Raw genomic sequence first — 15,054 nt, 5'->3', positions numbered from 1 at the left:
CCACATTTGCGCGAGGGCGGGGCCTGCTTTCCCAAGGGTAAACCCGACTATTCGACTTTTCTTTTTCAAACCGCGCGCATAGGCTCCGCGCCAGGATAAAAATCCACAGGGAGATTACACATGAAAAAACTGCTTATGGCTTCGGCCGCAACTGCACTGATGGCGGGCTCGGCTTATGCGGACGGCCACGCAACAGACGTCAAAATCGGCGTGATCCTTGGCTTTACCGGCCCGATTGAATCGCTGACACCCTCGATGGCTGATGGCGCGGAACTGGCGATGAAAGAAGTCACAGACAGCGGCCTGCTGCTGGACGGGGCCAAAGTGTCGTCTGTGCGCGCCGACAGCACCTGCGTTGACGCGGGCGCAGCCACGGCTGCCGCTGAACGGCTGATCACCGCCGATGGTGTGGACGGTATCATGGGCGCGGACTGCTCCGGCGTGACCGGCGCGATCCTCAACAACGTGGCCGTGGCCAACGGTGTCGTGATGATCTCGCCTTCGGCCACATCGCCCGGCCTGTCGCACAATGACAACGAAGACAACGGCCTCTTCTTCCGCACAGCCCCCTCGGACGCGCGCCAAGGCGTCGTGATGACCGAAGTGCTGATGGAAGAAGGCATCAACGAAGTTGCCGTGACCTACACCAACAACGACTATGGCAAGGGTCTGGCCGACGCGTTCCAGGCGGCATTCGAGGCCGCAGGCGGCACCGTGACGATCAACGCGGCCCACGAAGACGGCAAAGCCGACTACTCGGCCGAAGTTGGCGCGCTGGCCTCTGCCGGTGGCGACCGTCTCGTGGTTGCGGGTTACGTGGACCAGGGCGGCTCGGGCATCGTGCGCGCTGCACTGGACACGGGCGCGTTTGACACATTCCACTTCCCCGACGGTATGATCGGCGCCAAGCTGCAGGAAAACTTCGGTGACGAAATCGAAGGCTCCACCGGCCAGCACCCCGGCACGGACAGCGACGGCGCTGCGATCTTCACCAAAATGGTCGGTGATGCGTTTGACGCCACATCGCCGTTCACGCCGGAGTCTTATGACGCGGCGGCCCTGATCATGCTGGCCATGCAGGCCGCAGGCTCCAAGGACAGCAACGCCTACAAAGATCACGTGATGGATGTGGCCAACGCACCTGGCGAACAAATCTTCCCCGGCGAATTGGCAAAGGCGCTGCAGATCATCAAGGACGGTGGCGACATCGACTATGTGGGTGCCACGGCGGTCGAGCTGATCGGCCCTGGCGAAAGTGCGGGCAACTACCGCCAGATCGTCATCGAAGGCGGCGAGATCACAACAGCCAAGTACCGCTGAGCTGACCTGAAAGAAGCTGAGCAGCCCGGACATTTTCCGGGCTGTTTCAACATCTTGAAGACCGCTTTTAATGCGGCGCAAGACCACACGGGGGTGACAGATGATCGTCGTTGACGACATTCACAAGCATTTCGGCGGCTTTCATGCCGTGGACGGTGCCACACTGGAGATTGCCGAAGGCTCGATCACCGGGCTCATTGGCCCTAACGGTGCTGGAAAAACCACACTTTTCAATGTGATCGCAGGCGTTCTTCAACCCACCTCCGGCCGTGTGACCATGGACGGCGAAGACATCACGGGCCTGCCGCCGCACACGCTCTTTCACAAGGGCCTGTTGCGCACCTTCCAGATCGCGCATGAATTTTCCTCGATGACCTGCCGCGAGAACCTGATGATGGTGCCCGGCGCGCAATCGGGTGAGACGCTGTGGAACACCTGGTTCGGCCGCAAGCGGATCGCGAACGAAGAACGCGCACTGGCCGCCAAGGCGGATGAGGTGCTGGAATTCCTGACCGTCGAGCATCTGGCAGACCACAAGGCGGGCCAAGTGTCGGGCGGGCAGAAGAAGCTGCTGGAACTGGGCCGCACCATGATGGTGGACGCCAAGATCGTCTTTCTGGACGAGGTGGGGGCCGGCGTGAACCGCACCCTTCTGAACACCATCGGCGACGCGATCCTGCGCCTGAACGTTGAACGCAACTACACCTTTGTGGTGATCGAACACGACATGGATTTCATCGGCAAGATCTGTGACCCGGTCATCTGCATGGCCGAGGGCAAGGTACTCGCCCAGGGCACCCTGGCCGAGATCAAGGCCAATGAACAGGTGATCGAGGCTTATCTGGGCACAGGCCTCAAGAACAAAGACAAGGTGGGCGCATGATCCTGTTTCGAATTGGCTGCGCCAATCCGACCGACGCGGGCGCTGCGCGCCCGCGTACGGGTCGTGGCGGTTGCCTGCCCCCATACATGGTGTCTCGTGGGGGCAAGCCCTCATACACCGCTTTTCGTGGGGGCCAGCCCCCACACACGGCTTTTCGTGGGGGCCAGCCCCCACACCCCCGGAGTATTTTTGAAGAAAAGAAGCAAGGGATGATGGTGTGAGCAATCCCTATCAAGAGAGCCGGGGGAACAAGGATGCCTCGATCACCAATCCAAAAGGCGCGGGCACATTGCAGCCGACACCCGGCACTGGTGCGGCCATGAACACGGCCGAAGCGTTTTTGATCGGCGATACCATGACCGGCGGTTATGGGGCGGGCCCTGACATCCTGCATGACTGCACCGTGGCCGTGAACCCCGGCGAGATTGCCGTGATCGTGGGCCCCAACGGGGCCGGCAAATCCACCGCGATGAAGGCCGTGTTCGGGATGCTGAATGTGCGTCAGGGGTCGGTGCGGCTTGATGGTGAGGACATCACCAACCTCTCGCCGCAGGACCGGGTCGCCAAGGGCATGGGCTTTGTCCCCCAGACCTCGAATATCTTTACCTCGATGACCGTCGAAGAGAACCTTGAGATGGGCGCCTTCATCCGCCGCGACGACTTTCGCGATACGATGGCCCAGGTCTATGACCTGTTTCCGATCCTCAAGGAGAAGCGCTTGCAGGCTGCGGGCGAGCTGTCGGGTGGGCAGCGTCAGCAGGTTGCCGTCGGTCGCGCGCTGATGACCCAGCCGAAGGTGTTGATGCTGGACGAGCCGACGGCAGGGGTCAGCCCCATCGTTATGGACGAGCTCTTTGACCGGATCATCGAGGTGGCCCGCACCGGCATTCCCATCCTGATGGTGGAGCAGAACGCCCGCCAGGCCCTTGAGATCGCGGACAAAGGCTATGTCCTCGTGCAGGGACGCAATGCGTATACGGGGACGGGCAAGGAATTGTTGGCGGACCCGGACGTGCGCAAGAGCTTTTTGGGGGGTTAAGTGATGAGAATCCTTATGGTCCTCTTTCTCCTCATGCCGAACAGCCTCTGGGCGCTTGGATTGAACTGCATCTTTGACATTGAATGTTTCGAAAGCGAAGGCTGCGACATGAGTGCCTATGGCATGGACATCTGGGTGGATTATGACACCGCCCCCTACCCGGTCACGGCAGAAACCGATGCGGAAACTCTGTCAGGGGAAGCCTTTGATTTTGGCGACGGTCTGCTGATGCGGCTCGGCAGCGAGGTTGGAGCCGTGTTGATCTCTGTCGATGGGGATGGGATTGCACGCCAGTCGGTCCACATGTCGGGCGGCGCGATGATGGTGAACTACATGGGTGCGTGCGGGGTGATGGATTAATGGACTTCCTCAACGCCCTCGTGGCCCTCTCCAACTTCGTCCTCGTGCCCGCCATCGCCTACGGCTCCCAACTGGCGCTTGGCGCGCTTGGGGTCACGCTCATCTACGGCATCCTGCGGTTTTCCAACTTCGCCCATGGCGACACGATGGCCTTTGGCACCATGGCCACCATCCTGATCACCTGGGGCTTCCAAAGCGTCGGGATCAGTGCTGGCCCCCTGCCCACCGCGCTGCTCGCCCTGCCCTTCGGCATTGCGGTCTGTGCGGCCTTGATCCTGTTCACCGACAAAACCGTCTACAAATTCTACCGCCAGCAAAAGGCCAAACCGGTGATCTTTGTCATCGTCTCGCTTGGCGTCATGTTCATCATGAACGGGCTGGTGCGCTTTATCATCGGGCCAAATGACCAGCGGTTTTCCGACGGCGAACGGTTCATCATCTCGGTGCGCGAGTTCAAGGCGCTGACGGGCCTGCGCGAGGGGCTGGCGATCAAGACCACCCAAGGCCTGACCGTCATCACCGCCGTCATCGTCGTCGCGCTGCTATTCTACTTCCTCAACCGCACACGGACGGGCAAGTCGATGCGGGCCTATTCGGATAACGAAGACCTCGCCCTGCTCTCGGGCATCAACCCCGAACGGGTCGTCATGGTCACCTGGCTCATCGTGGCGGCGCTGGCCACGGTTGCGGGCGTGCTCTATGGCCTCGACAAATCCTTCAAACCCTTTGTCTATTTCCAACTGCTCCTGCCCATCTTTGCCGCCGCCATCGTGGGGGGGCTGGGCAATCCGCTGGGGGCCATCGCGGGCGGCTTTGTCATTGCCTTTTCCGAGGTCACAATCACCTATGCCTGGAAGAAAGTCGCGGGCTACCTGCTGCCCGAGGCCCTAGAACCCTCCAGCCTGGTGCAGCTTCTCTCAACCGACTACAAATTCGCGGTCAGCTTTGTGATCCTGCTGATTGTCCTCCTGTTCAAGCCCACGGGCCTCTTCGCGGGGAAATCCGTATGACCGACACCGCGCGCAATACGCTGTACTTTGCCTTCATCGCCCTGCTGATCATCGGCACAGGCGTGTTCTCAAGCTGGAACTCGGCGCTGTTTATCCTCAATTTCGGGCTGATCTCGGCCGTCATGGCGTTGGGGGTGAACCTGCAATGGGGGTTTGCGGGGCTCTTCAATGTCGGGATCATGGGGTTCGTGGCCCTGGGTGGGTTGGCCACGGTCCTGATCTCCATGCCGCCCGAAGGCGAGGCATGGGCCGCTGGCGGCCTGCGCGTCGTGCTGGCGCTGGTGCTGGGGGCGGCCACCATCGTGGGCGCAATCCTGGCCTATGGGGCGCTGCCCAAGGGCCGGACCCGCGCCATCGGCATGATCGTGATCCTGATTGCGGGCTTCTTCATATACCGCGCGGTCTTTGACGGCGGCGTGCAGGCGGTCGAGGCGGTGAACCCCGCCAATGCCGGCTATCTCGGCGGCCTCGGGCTGCCGGTTCTAATTGCATGGCCTGTGGGCGGCGTGTTGGCCGCAGGGGCCGCCTGGATCATCGGCAAAACAGCCCTCGGCCTGCGCTCCGACTACCTCGCGATTGCCACGCTTGGGATTGCCGAGATTATCATCGCCGTGATGAAGAACGAGGATTGGCTGGCCCGGGGCGTCAAGAACGTGGTCGGCCTGCCCCGCCCTGCCCCCTACGAGATCGACCTGCAAAACGATCCGGGCTTCGTCGAACGTGTGTCGGGCTGGGGCATGGACCCGGTCTGGGCCTCGACCATCTGGGTCAAGCTGATCTATGCAGGCCTCTTTACGATCGTCCTTGTGGGCCTATTCATCCTCGTTCAACGGGCGCTGCACTCGCCCTGGGGCCGTATGATGCGCGCCATTCGCGACAACGAAGTCGCGGCAGAGGCGATGGGCAAGGACGTCACCGCGCGGCACTTGCAGGTCTTTGTGCTGGGTTCCGCCATCTGCGGGATCGCGGGCGCAATGATGACGACGCTCGACGGGCAACTGACGCCGGGCACCTACCAACCGCTGCGCTTTACCTTCCTGGTCTGGGTCATGGTGATCGTGGGCGGGTCGGGCAACAACCTGGGTGCGGTCCTGGGCGGGTTCCTGATCTGGTGGCTCTGGGTCATGGTCGAACCGATTGGGCTGGGGCTGATGCAGGTCATCACCGGCGGCATGGCCGAAGGCTATTGGCTGCGCGAACATCTGCTGGAATCGGCGGCCCATATGCGGCTTTTGACGATGGGCCTTGTCCTGCTCCTGGTACTGCGGTTCAGCCCACGGGGGCTGATCCCCGAGAAATAGGGTGCAGGCCCGCAGCCGCACGATCTGGGCGCTGTTGGGGCTGGGTCTCTTGTTGCTGGCGGTGCAGGAGTTTTCCTGGCACGCAATATGGCGCGGGCTCTACAGTCTGGGCGGCGACGCTGCCACGCAAGGCAGGCTTGTAGGCACCGCCACCTCCGACCTCGCCATCTTTGGCCATATGCTGGCGGGCGGTGTCGTCACGATCCTGGCCGTCGTGCAATGGGCCGGGCCGCTGCGGCGCCGCTGGCCGCGACTTCATCGGATATCGGGGCGCATCCTCGCCCCGCTGGCCTTGCTCACGGCGCTCGGCGGCCTGATCTACATCGCACTGCGCGGCACCATTGGCGGGCCGGTGATGAGTGTGGGCTTTGCCTTTTACGGTCTGCTCATGGCACTGGCGGCGGTCCAGACGATCCGCAACGCCCTGGCCCGCGATTATCACCGACACCGGCGCTGGGGCCTGCGTTTGATCGTGCTGGCGCTGGGATCATGGATTTACCGGCTGCATTACGGCCTATGGTTCGGGATCACCTGTTCCATGGGCGAGGCCACGTGCCGTTTAGGCAGCCGCGCGGATTTCTCCGGGCTCTTTGACCAGATCCAGGTCTTTGCCTTTTACCTGCCCTACCTTCTGGTGTTGGAATGGTGGCCTGTCAGGAAATCCAGCGATTAAGCGCCGCCCATCGGCCACGGTTGCAAGGCCGAAACCCATCTATCTCAAACGGTTGCTCAATACGGTTTCGGTCGGCACCATTTGCAAATCATAAAAACGAGTGCCCTGATACATCCGACTGATATTCTCCAAATAGAAAAAGCCCGAAATTCGAAATTCTCCGAAGCCCCACTCTGTCAGCAGAATGGGGGTTTCACCGTCTTTGAACGTGAAAACGTCACATTCAATCACACAAGCACTGATTTTTGCCCACTCTTGCGAATAGGGGCTGTCAGATGTGTCTGGCAACGAATACCGGTAGAAATGATGGCGTCCGTCATAATCACCTGTATCTGGATCGCGCGACCCCGCGTCGCTCCACTTATCCAATGCAAGGTCGAAGCGAAAAATTTCCGAGTTGGTCGCGCTTTGCAAGGCGTCATGCTTTTCGTAGATGTATTCTAGGAATGAGATCATGTCCGTGAACGCTGGAACAGATACTTCCGCTGCCGATTGCGCGGACGGTGCCTCATCAAAGGCAAAGTCGTAGAGTTTTACGATGGAAACAGCGAGCCCAAGCACAGTTGCAATTAGCCCGACCAAGATCATGACAGGATGGTCTTTCAGCCACAGGGCAAGCTTCTTCATCCCGCCAGCCGCACTCAATAATCGCATGCCTCTCATCAACACTTCACAGAGTCCTTTGCGCTTCGAAACCTATCGGCCCTTGAACAGGCCCCCCAAAATGCCGCGCACCATCCGTCGGCCGGTGGTCCCCGTTAATTCCTTGACCACCATCTTGGTCATCGCCTCGCCAAAGCTCGCGCCCCGCCGCACGGGCCGCGAGGTCGACCGGGTGACCCCCTTGGCGGAATAGCGACGCGCCGCGTTGAACTCGCGCAGCATCGGCGTTTCAGCCTCTTCGGCGGCGTCCTCGGCTTTGGCGGCTTCCTCCGCCGCCTTGTCCGCCCGCGCCTTCAAAATCTCGAAAGCGGATTTGCGATCCAGCGGCGCATCATATTTGCCCGCCATGGCACTGGCGGCCATGACCCCTTGCCGCTCGGCGACAGTGATCGGCCCCAACTGCGACGACGGCGGGCGAATGAGCGTCCGCTCCACAATGCCCGGCACGCCTTTCTTCAGGAGCATCGAGGTCACAGCCTCGCCCACACCCACCTCGCGGATCGCCTCTTCAGTCGAGAACCGCGGGTTCTCCCGGTACGTCTCGGCGGCCATGCGCAACTGCTTGCGATCCTTGGCTGTGAACGCGCGCAACGCATGCTGAAACCGGTTGCCCAACTGGCCCAGTATGTCCTCGGGTACGTCCGCCGGGTTCTGGGTGATAAAGTACACGCCAACCCCTTTGGACCGGATCAGACGGGCCACCTGCTCCACCTTGTCCACCAGTGCCTTGGGCGCGTCGTCAAAGAGTAAGTGTGCCTCATCAAAGAAGAAAACCAGCTTGGGCTTGTCCGGGTCCCCCACCTCGGGCAGTTCTTCGAAAAGCTCCGACAGCAGCCACAGCAAGAAGGTGGCATAGAGCCCCGGTGCAGCCATCAGCTTGTCGGCGGCCAGCAGGTTGATCATGCCGCGCCCATCATCGCCCACGCGCATCAGATCGGCCAGTTCCAGCGCCGGTTCACCAAAAAGACCCGCACCACCCTGGTTCTCCAGCACCAGCAAACGCCGCTGGATCGCTCCGATGGATTGGACCGACACGTTGCCATAGCGCAGGCTCAGCGACTGCTTATTCTCGCCGATCCAGACCAGCAGGGATTGCAAGTCCTTGAGGTCCAAGAGCGGTAAACCTTCCTCATCGGCAAGGCGAAAGGCGATGTTCAGGATGCCCTCTTGCGCCTCGGTCAGTTCCAGCAGCCGGGCCAGCAGCAGCGGCCCCATCTCGGATACGGTTGTGCGCACCGGGTGGCCCTGATCACCAAAGAGGTCCCAGAACGTGACTGGACAGGCGTGATAGGAATAGTCGGAAAACCCAATGGTTCCAGCGCGTTCCATGAAGGGCCCGTGCAATTTATGATCGGCGGTGCCCGATTTTGCCAGCCCCGACAAATCGCCTTTGACGTCTGACAGAAACACCGGCACGCCCGCATTGGAAAAGCCCTCGGCCAGAATTTGCAGCGTCACCGTCTTGCCCGTGCCGGTCGCCCCCGCAATCAACCCATGGCGGTTCGCGTATTTGAGCGCCAGACCCTGCGGCGTGGCATAATCGGGCCCACCGCCCCCGATGAAAATATCAGCGTTCATTGCGTTAACCTTTTGTCATTCCGCCCACTCGTGGGGACCATACAAAGTTAACCTTTGGGTGCCATAGTGTTTTTGTTCCCGCCGATCTGTTCTCTGGCGTGGAACACTTCCTCCCTGTCAGACTGGCCGCGCCTTGTGCGCGGCCTTTTTTTGGCCCGCGGGCCTGTCGGGCAAGGGTTATGATCAACTCTTCTCAATCAACCACGATTAGCTGTTGACCGCTCGCCCCGCCTTTCGTAACGTCCGCATCAATAAGTCGGCCAGTCCGACGGGGAGAAAAAACACTTGAGAAAGGGGGCTTTACGGCCTCCTTTTTTGCGTTTTGGGTGCCTTGCACAGATACCCCATCGCGATTGGTCAAAACTTTGCGCTTTCGCGCTGACACCGCGCAAATGTCGTGGTAGCTAACGGCCAAGAGTAACCAACAACCGGACATGATATGCGCACGTCACTGCTTGCCCTTTCCCTGTCTCTTTTGATGCCTGCCGCCCTTGTGGCACAGACAGCCACTGAAGACACCGAACCACCCAAGCTTGAGGACCAGTTGAGCCTCGGCCAGGACGCCAACACCGAACCACAGATCGGTCAGAACTACATCGCCGAGACCATCGGTGACTGGGATATGCGCTGCGTCAAAACCGAAGACGGCAATGACCCCTGCCAGATGTACCAGTTGATGTCTGATGAAGATGGCACGCCTGTCGCCGAAATCTCGATCTTCCGGCTGCCTGATGGAGGCCGTGCCGAAGCGGGCGCAACCATCATTGTACCGCTTGAGACATCCCTGCCGCAGCAGTTGACGATCCAAGTCGACGCAGGCACGCCGCGCCGCTATCCCTTTGCCTTCTGCAACCCGATCGGCTGTTTTTCCCGCGTCGGCCTCGTCCCCGAAGAGGTGGCATCGTTCAAACGTGGAAATGCTGCAACGGTCACGATTGTACCCGCATTGGCCCCGGACCAGCAGGTCAAGCTGACCATGTCGCTGAGCGGGTTTACCGCCGCCTATGACAAGGTCACGATTGCCGAAAATTAAGCGTCGCGTGATGCGCTGAAGGGGGCCGCCTCTGGCAACAGGGGCGGCCTTTTGCTGTCCTCAGACCTTGCGCAGGGCCAGCACCGCGTTCATGCCACCAAAGGCAAACGCATTGGACAGAACCACATCCACATCCGCATCGCGCGCCTCATTGGGCACCACATCCAGCGCGCATTCGGGGTCCGGTTCTTCATAGCCGATGGTGGGGGCAATCACCCCGTCGCGCAGCGCCATGATACAGGCCAAAAGCTCAACCGCGCCTGTGCCACCGATCAGATGCCCATGCATCGACTTGGTGGACGAAATCATCAGCTTGTCCGCATGCGGCCCAAACACATCCGCCACCGCGGCGCACTCGGTCTTGTCATTGGCAGCCGTGCCGGTGCCGTGCGCGTTGATATAGCCCACCTGATCCGCATTGACCCGCGCATCGGCGAGCGCGCCCGCCATGGCCCGGGCCGCACCGTTCTTGGACGGCATCACAATATCCGTGGCGTCAGATGACATGGCAAAGCCCGCCACTTCACACAGGATCTCAGCGCCACGCGCACGGGCGTGATCGTAGTCCTCAAAGACGAAGATCCCGGCCCCCTCGCCCTGCACCATCCCGTTGCGATTGGCAGAAAACGGGCGGCATGCGTCCTTTGACATCACGCGCAGCCCCTCCCACGCCTTGACCCCGCCAAAACACAGCATGCTTTCCGACCCGCCGGTGATCATCGCGGGCGCCATGCCGATGCGCACCATCTGGAACGCTTGCGCCATGGCGTGGTTGGACGACGCGCAGGCCGTCGCCACGGTAAAGGACGGACCCTTCAGGTTGAACTCCATGCTCACATGAGAGGCCGCGGCATTGTTCATCAGCTTGGGCACAACAAAGGGGTGGACGCGGTTCTTGCCCTCTTCATAAACCAGCCGGTAATTCTGATCCCAGGTGTTCACGCCTCCGCCCGCCGTGCCCAGGATCACGCCAGATTTGGCGGCCAGATCGCCCGAAAACGTCAGACCCGCCTGTGCAATCGCCTCTTTGGCAGCAGCCAGTGTGAACTGGGTGAAGCGGTCATACAGGCTCATCTGTTGGCGGTTATAGCGGCCCTCCGCCTCGAACCCGTGCACCTGCCCGCCGATCTGGATCGACAGCCGGTCCACGTCCTGAAAATCAAGCGGTCCAATGCCACAGCGCCCTTCGCGCATCGCCTCAAGGGTGCTGGGCACGTCATGGCCCAGGGCGTTGACGCTGCCTGCCCCGGTGATGACAACGCGGTGCATCAGGTTTTTTGTTCCGCAATCAGCTTTTGAATGCCCGCCACAATAGACTGGACATTCGAGATGTCGAAATCGCTCTCGGACGGGTCATTTGCGTTGAACGGGATCGAAATATCAAAGGCTTCTTCGATAGCAAAAATGCTCTCGACCAGGCCCAGACTGTCGATGCCCAGATCTTCGAGCGTATTGTCGAGCGCCACGTCCGATGTCTCAAGCACCGCCTGTTCGGCGATAATCTCAATCACTTTGTCCTGGATATTCATGACAGCTGACCCCTTGCCGGTGTTGCCGTTGATTTAGTCGCTGTCACCGGACTTGAAAACCGCTTTCTTGATCTCTGTGATTTCGCGCAGGACGCGCGGCAAGCGCCGTTGGGATTTGTACATGGAAATCTGGGTGTCCATCTCGGTCGAAGGGTAGCCGAGCATGACCTTGCCTGCACGCACCGAACTCATCACCTTGGTGGCGGCGGCCAGAACAACGCGGTCTTCGATGGTGAGGTTATCCGACACGCCCACCTGCCCCGCCATCACCACGTTATTGCCAACGGTGACAGAGCCTGCAAGGCCCACCTGGCCGCAGATCAGGTTATCCTCGCCAATGACCACGTTGTGGCCGATGTGGACGAGATTATCGATCTTTGTCCGGTTGCCGATGCGGGTGGGGCGAATGGTGCCGCTGTCGATGGCTGTGTTGGTGCCGATCTCGACATCGTCGCCAATCACCACGGCGCCCAAAGAGGCAATACGCGACCAGCTTTGTGCCTGGGTGTCCCCCTGCTCTCCAAGCGTCTCGCGCACGGCCTCGACGCCGCTTTTCTCCGGCGTGACAAAGGAAAACCCGTCGCCGCCGATACGCACACCGGGCTGCGCCATGAACCGGTCGCCGATCTGAACGCCGGTGCCGATGCTCACATGTTCACGCAAAAAACCATCTGCGCCCACGCGCGCCTTCCAACCGACATAGCACATCGGGCCGATCACTGTGCGGTCGCCAATGACGGCCTCTGGCCCAATCACGGCCCCGGGTGCCACAGTCACATCCGCGCCGATCTGCGCGCTGGGGTCCACAACTGCGCTTGGGTGCACACCACTGCCAAAACTGTGGCCCGGGTCCATCATTCCGGTCAGGCGCGACATGGCATAGCGGGGACGACGCGGCAGGATAGCCGCCTTCAGGCCCAGAGCTTCCCAATCGGCACCCGCCCATAGCAGGGCCGCCTGCGCCGCCCCTTTGGCCAGGGCATCGGCATATTTCGGGTTACTGGCGAGCGCCAGATCATCGGGGCCCGCATCGCCTGGCTCGGACAAGGCGTGGATGACGATATCGACGTCACCCACCGCTTCGGCCTCAATGGCCGTTGCAATCTCGCGCACTGAATACTGCATGATCTGACCCCAATTTGCTTGGGGTCAGCACTTACCCCTGAACGGCGCGCAGGGCCACCCCTGCATTGGACAGCGCGTTCCAGATGCGCCCGTCACGACCATAGATGTCGCGACGATACTGGGTGTGCCCTTTGGCCGTGGTAAAGGCCGTGCGGTAGATGATGTGCACGGGCACGGGGCTTTTCAGATCCACGCGGGTTTCGCGGCCTGTGCCCAAAACAGACTGGAAATAGCCTTTGGGGTCCGATTCCTGTTTGGCGAGCAGCGTATAGGCAAAATCGAACGGATCAGCCAAACGGACGCAGCCATGGCTATAGGCTCGGACTTCGCGGCCAAAGAGGTTTTTGGCAGGTGTATCGTGCAGGTAGATGTTGTGCCGGTTGGGGAACATGAACTTGACCAGCCCAAGCGCGTTGCCCTTCGAGGGAGGCTGGCGCATGTTGAACGGAAAGGTCTTTGCCGTGTATTGCGAGAAGTTCACAGCGCCCCGGTTGACCTTGCGGCCCCGGCTGTCGGTGATTTCGATGTGACGGACGGCGTTGCTGTTGGCCTTGAGGGCGGGCAGATATTCCTTGGTGACGATGGACCGGGGCACGTACCAGCTTGGGTTGATGACCATGAACTCCATTACGTCCGAGAACTCGGGCGTGGGACGGTCGGATTTGTTGGCGCCAACAACGGAACGGGTCGAAAAGGTGACCTTGTTGTTGTCGATCACCTTGGCTGTGAAGTCGGGGATGTTGACCAGGATATGACGCTTGCCACGTTCCTGGTTGACCCAGCGTTCCCGCTCCATCGCGACGATAATGGATTGCAGGCGGGCAGGCACATCCTTGTTCAGCTCTTTCATGGTGCCCGCACCGACAACACCATCAGCGGCCAGCCCATGAGCCAATTGGAACTGCTGGACCGCCGATTGCATGGCGCTGTCATAGGTCTGGCTGTTGGTGCGCTTCAGGAACCCCATGGCGATCAACCGGTTGCGCATCGCAACAACGGCCGCGCCGGACTGGCCGGGTTTCAGGGTGTTTGCGGGCACTTTGGGCCCCCAACCGCCCTTGGCCAACAGACGCTCCATCCGCAGCTTTTCTTTCATCAGGGCGGTGTATTCCATGGTCTTGGGCGCCAGCGCCTTGAAAAAACCGTTGGGGTTGGATTTGGAGAAATTTACCAGGTAAGACGTGCGGTCGCGGTACGGCACCTGGCGCACGATGGCCTTGTCCACGCGGCTGGGCACCAGAACACCGGTTTGCAGGTCGCGGGAATATTGCAGGAAGGTGCGGCTCAGTTCGACCTCGACCAGACCACGCTCGCGCTGGGTCTTGGCCGCCTTCATCTTGGCTTGCAGCCCCGCCGCGTCATATCGGTCTGTGGGTAGACCGTGATCGCCCGCAGCGCTCAGCGCTTTGAACAGAGCCACCCGGCGCTGGCGTTCGCGGCCTGACCGGCCTGTCCACAGACTGGTATAACCATTCGCTTTGTAAAAGGCGGAAATGTCGGCATCCCGCGCGGCGGCTTCGGCCACCGCCTGTTTGAACGCGGTCACTTCGGCAGAGGCAGATTGCGGCAGATGGCTCAGCGCCACAGCCACAACGGCCCCAAAAAACAGTGTCCAGAACCGGGAAATCATCACAGACATTTCGAACCCCTTGAAAATCCATTGGCTAGCTGGAGGTCACTATTTCAAAGCGCTTGCGGCCTTGTCTATTCACATTGGCGCGTGCAGAAATTCTGTGACCTGATGATGCACCCATGCACCGGTTCGCGGCGACCTGGCCACAATGGCCAATTAATGGGCAAAAAATTGCCTAAAACTCTTGCGACTTTAACCATGCCGGATTCAGCACTTGGTTAACGAATCGCGTTATGCCATAGAGATGTTGCATCTGGGGATGAGATGGCAAAACCCGTGTAACATCATGGGTATAGGCAGGCGTACGGGACGGCGCAGTAATATGATGAATGAAAATTCCACGGGAATGACCCGCCGGGCTTTGCTTGGCGCATTTGCAGCAACAACAGTTGCTGCGGCCCCTACATTCTCCAATGCAGCTGGTCTATTGCGCGGTGCTGGCGACATCCGCCGCATTCGCATGTACTCGGGCCGCACCGGCGAGCGGATCGACATGATCTATTGGATCGAAGGTCAGTACATTCAGGACGCGGTCAAGGAAGTGAACCACTTTATGCGTGATTGGCGGACTGATGGTGTCAAATCCATGGATCTGCGCACCGTGGATATCATGGCCGCCGCCCACAACCTTATGGATGCGACCGAACCCTATATGCTGCTGTCGGGCTACCGCAGCCCCCAGACCAACGCCATGTTGCGTTCGCGCAGCCGTGGCGTCGCCAAGAACTCGCTGCACATGAAGGGCCAAGCCGCCGACTTGCGCCTGTCCACACGGTCCGTCAGCCAGATGGCGCGCGCCGCTGCGGCCTGTCGCGGTGGCGGTGTCGGTCGGTATTCCGGCTCGAATTTCGTGCATATGGATTGTGGCGTGGTACGCACCTGGGGCAGTTAAGCCTCGGAACAAAGG

15 protein-coding genes are annotated in these 15,054 nt (G+C 60.4%); 9 read left to right on the top strand and 6 right to left on the bottom strand.

What is annotated here, in order from left to right:
• The first annotated feature begins 120 nt into the window (after positions 1–120).
• From Q1A44_RS16755 to Q1A44_RS16725, 7 genes are all read left to right on the top strand, one after another.
• Complete coding sequence (locus Q1A44_RS16755) at positions 121–1,320, top strand: ABC transporter substrate-binding protein (protein ID WP_299627566.1); 1,200 nt, start codon at positions 121–123, stop codon at positions 1,318–1,320.
• Between the two features lie 100 nt (positions 1,321–1,420).
• Positions 1,421–2,203 carry an ABC transporter ATP-binding protein gene (locus tag Q1A44_RS16750; protein WP_299627564.1) on the top strand — a complete coding sequence of 261 codons (783 nt, stop codon included), beginning with the start codon at positions 1,421–1,423 and terminating at the stop codon, positions 2,201–2,203.
• A 217-nt stretch (positions 2,204–2,420) separates the two neighbouring features.
• On the top strand, positions 2,421–3,242 hold the full coding sequence (locus Q1A44_RS16745) for an ABC transporter ATP-binding protein (RefSeq protein ID WP_299627562.1): 822 nt from the start codon (positions 2,421–2,423) through the stop codon (positions 3,240–3,242).
• A gap of 15 nt (positions 3,243–3,257) precedes the next feature.
• Positions 3,258–3,602, top strand: a complete 345-nt coding sequence (locus Q1A44_RS16740) for a hypothetical protein (protein WP_299627560.1) — start codon at positions 3,258–3,260, stop codon at positions 3,600–3,602.
• Positions 3,602–4,612, top strand: a complete 1,011-nt coding sequence (locus tag Q1A44_RS16735) for a branched-chain amino acid ABC transporter permease (protein ID WP_299627558.1) — start codon at positions 3,602–3,604, stop codon at positions 4,610–4,612. Before Q1A44_RS16740 ends, Q1A44_RS16735 begins: the two co-directional genes overlap by 1 nt.
• A complete protein-coding gene (locus tag Q1A44_RS16730; protein ID WP_299627556.1) occupies positions 4,609–5,913 on the top strand; it encodes a branched-chain amino acid ABC transporter permease in 1,305 nt (434 codons plus the stop codon). Before Q1A44_RS16735 ends, Q1A44_RS16730 begins: the two co-directional genes overlap by 4 nt.
• Position 5,914: 1 nt before the next feature.
• Positions 5,915–6,586, top strand: a complete 672-nt coding sequence (locus tag Q1A44_RS16725; protein WP_299627554.1) for a DUF2306 domain-containing protein — start codon at positions 5,915–5,917, stop codon at positions 6,584–6,586.
• 39 nt (positions 6,587–6,625) lie between these two features.
• Here the strand turns inward: Q1A44_RS16725 and Q1A44_RS16720 are convergent, their stop codons facing one another.
• Positions 6,626–7,213 carry a hypothetical protein gene (locus tag Q1A44_RS16720; protein WP_299627552.1) on the bottom strand — a complete coding sequence of 196 codons (588 nt, stop codon included), beginning with the start codon at positions 7,211–7,213 and terminating at the stop codon, positions 6,626–6,628.
• 69 nt (positions 7,214–7,282) lie between these two features.
• Positions 7,283–8,827 (bottom strand): helicase HerA-like domain-containing protein, encoded by a 1,545-nt coding sequence (locus Q1A44_RS16715; RefSeq protein ID WP_299627550.1) that lies wholly within the window; start codon positions 8,825–8,827, stop codon positions 7,283–7,285.
• A 439-nt stretch (positions 8,828–9,266) separates the two neighbouring features.
• On the opposite strand from Q1A44_RS16715, the gene Q1A44_RS16710 reads away from it, so the two are divergent.
• Entirely contained in the window at positions 9,267–9,860 is a 594-nt protein-coding gene (locus tag Q1A44_RS16710; protein ID WP_299627548.1) for an invasion associated locus B family protein, read from the top strand.
• 60 nt (positions 9,861–9,920) lie between these two features.
• Here Q1A44_RS16710 and Q1A44_RS16705 read toward each other — a convergent pair whose 3' ends face one another.
• Genes Q1A44_RS16705 through Q1A44_RS16690 form a run of 4 tightly spaced genes read right to left on the bottom strand, consistent with a single transcriptional unit; the run spans position 9,921 to position 14,153 of the window.
• Entirely contained in the window at positions 9,921–11,129 is a 1,209-nt protein-coding gene (locus Q1A44_RS16705) for a beta-ketoacyl synthase (RefSeq protein WP_299627546.1), read from the bottom strand.
• Entirely contained in the window at positions 11,129–11,389 is a 261-nt protein-coding gene (locus Q1A44_RS16700; RefSeq protein ID WP_299627544.1) for an acyl carrier protein, read from the bottom strand. Before Q1A44_RS16700 ends, Q1A44_RS16705 begins: the two co-directional genes overlap by 1 nt.
• Before the next feature lie 33 nt (positions 11,390–11,422).
• The gene (gene lpxD, locus Q1A44_RS16695) at positions 11,423–12,514 is read right to left on the bottom strand and encodes a UDP-3-O-(3-hydroxymyristoyl)glucosamine N-acyltransferase (RefSeq protein WP_299627542.1); all 1,092 of its coding nucleotides are present in this window, start codon (positions 12,512–12,514) and stop codon (positions 11,423–11,425) included.
• A gap of 31 nt (positions 12,515–12,545) precedes the next feature.
• The gene (locus Q1A44_RS16690) at positions 12,546–14,153 is read right to left on the bottom strand and encodes a L,D-transpeptidase family protein (protein ID WP_299627540.1); all 1,608 of its coding nucleotides are present in this window, start codon (positions 14,151–14,153) and stop codon (positions 12,546–12,548) included.
• A gap of 316 nt (positions 14,154–14,469) precedes the next feature.
• On the opposite strand from Q1A44_RS16690, the gene Q1A44_RS16685 reads away from it, so the two are divergent.
• A complete protein-coding gene (locus Q1A44_RS16685; RefSeq protein ID WP_299627538.1) occupies positions 14,470–15,039 on the top strand; it encodes a DUF882 domain-containing protein in 570 nt (189 codons plus the stop codon).
• Positions 15,040–15,054: the final 15 nt, after the last annotated feature.

It is taken from the genome of uncultured Tateyamaria sp. (assembly GCF_947503705.1).
Taxonomy (GTDB): Bacteria; Pseudomonadota; Alphaproteobacteria; order Rhodobacterales; family Rhodobacteraceae; genus Tateyamaria.
This window is presented reverse-complemented; position numbering and strand designations above follow the sequence as displayed.

Bases quoted from the DNA above. Each gene is read 5' to 3' on its own strand.
- Q1A44_RS16735 (WP_299627558.1), top strand. From the start codon at position 3,602: ATGGACTTCCTCAACGCCCTCGTGGCCCTCTCCAACTTCGTCCTCGTG.
- lpxD (WP_299627542.1), bottom strand. From the start codon at position 12,514: ATGCAGTATTCAGTGCGCGAGATTGCAACGGCCATTGAGGCCGAAGCG.
- Q1A44_RS16730 (WP_299627556.1), top strand. From the start codon at position 4,609: ATGACCGACACCGCGCGCAATACGCTGTACTTTGCCTTCATCGCCCTG.
- Q1A44_RS16685 (WP_299627538.1), top strand. From the start codon at position 14,470: ATGATGAATGAAAATTCCACGGGAATGACCCGCCGGGCTTTGCTTGGC.
- Q1A44_RS16690 (WP_299627540.1), bottom strand. From the start codon at position 14,153: ATGTCTGTGATGATTTCCCGGTTCTGGACACTGTTTTTTGGGGCCGTT.
- Q1A44_RS16740 (WP_299627560.1), top strand. From the start codon at position 3,258: ATGGTCCTCTTTCTCCTCATGCCGAACAGCCTCTGGGCGCTTGGATTG.
- Q1A44_RS16700 (WP_299627544.1), bottom strand. From the start codon at position 11,389: ATGAATATCCAGGACAAAGTGATTGAGATTATCGCCGAACAGGCGGTG.
- Q1A44_RS16755 (WP_299627566.1), top strand. From the start codon at position 121: ATGAAAAAACTGCTTATGGCTTCGGCCGCAACTGCACTGATGGCGGGC.
- Q1A44_RS16750 (WP_299627564.1), top strand. From the start codon at position 1,421: ATGATCGTCGTTGACGACATTCACAAGCATTTCGGCGGCTTTCATGCC.
- Q1A44_RS16720 (WP_299627552.1), bottom strand. From the start codon at position 7,213: ATGAAGAAGCTTGCCCTGTGGCTGAAAGACCATCCTGTCATGATCTTG.
- Q1A44_RS16705 (WP_299627546.1), bottom strand. From the start codon at position 11,129: ATGCACCGCGTTGTCATCACCGGGGCAGGCAGCGTCAACGCCCTGGGC.
- Q1A44_RS16715 (WP_299627550.1), bottom strand. From the start codon at position 8,827: ATGAACGCTGATATTTTCATCGGGGGCGGTGGGCCCGATTATGCCACG.
- Q1A44_RS16710 (WP_299627548.1), top strand. From the start codon at position 9,267: ATGCGCACGTCACTGCTTGCCCTTTCCCTGTCTCTTTTGATGCCTGCC.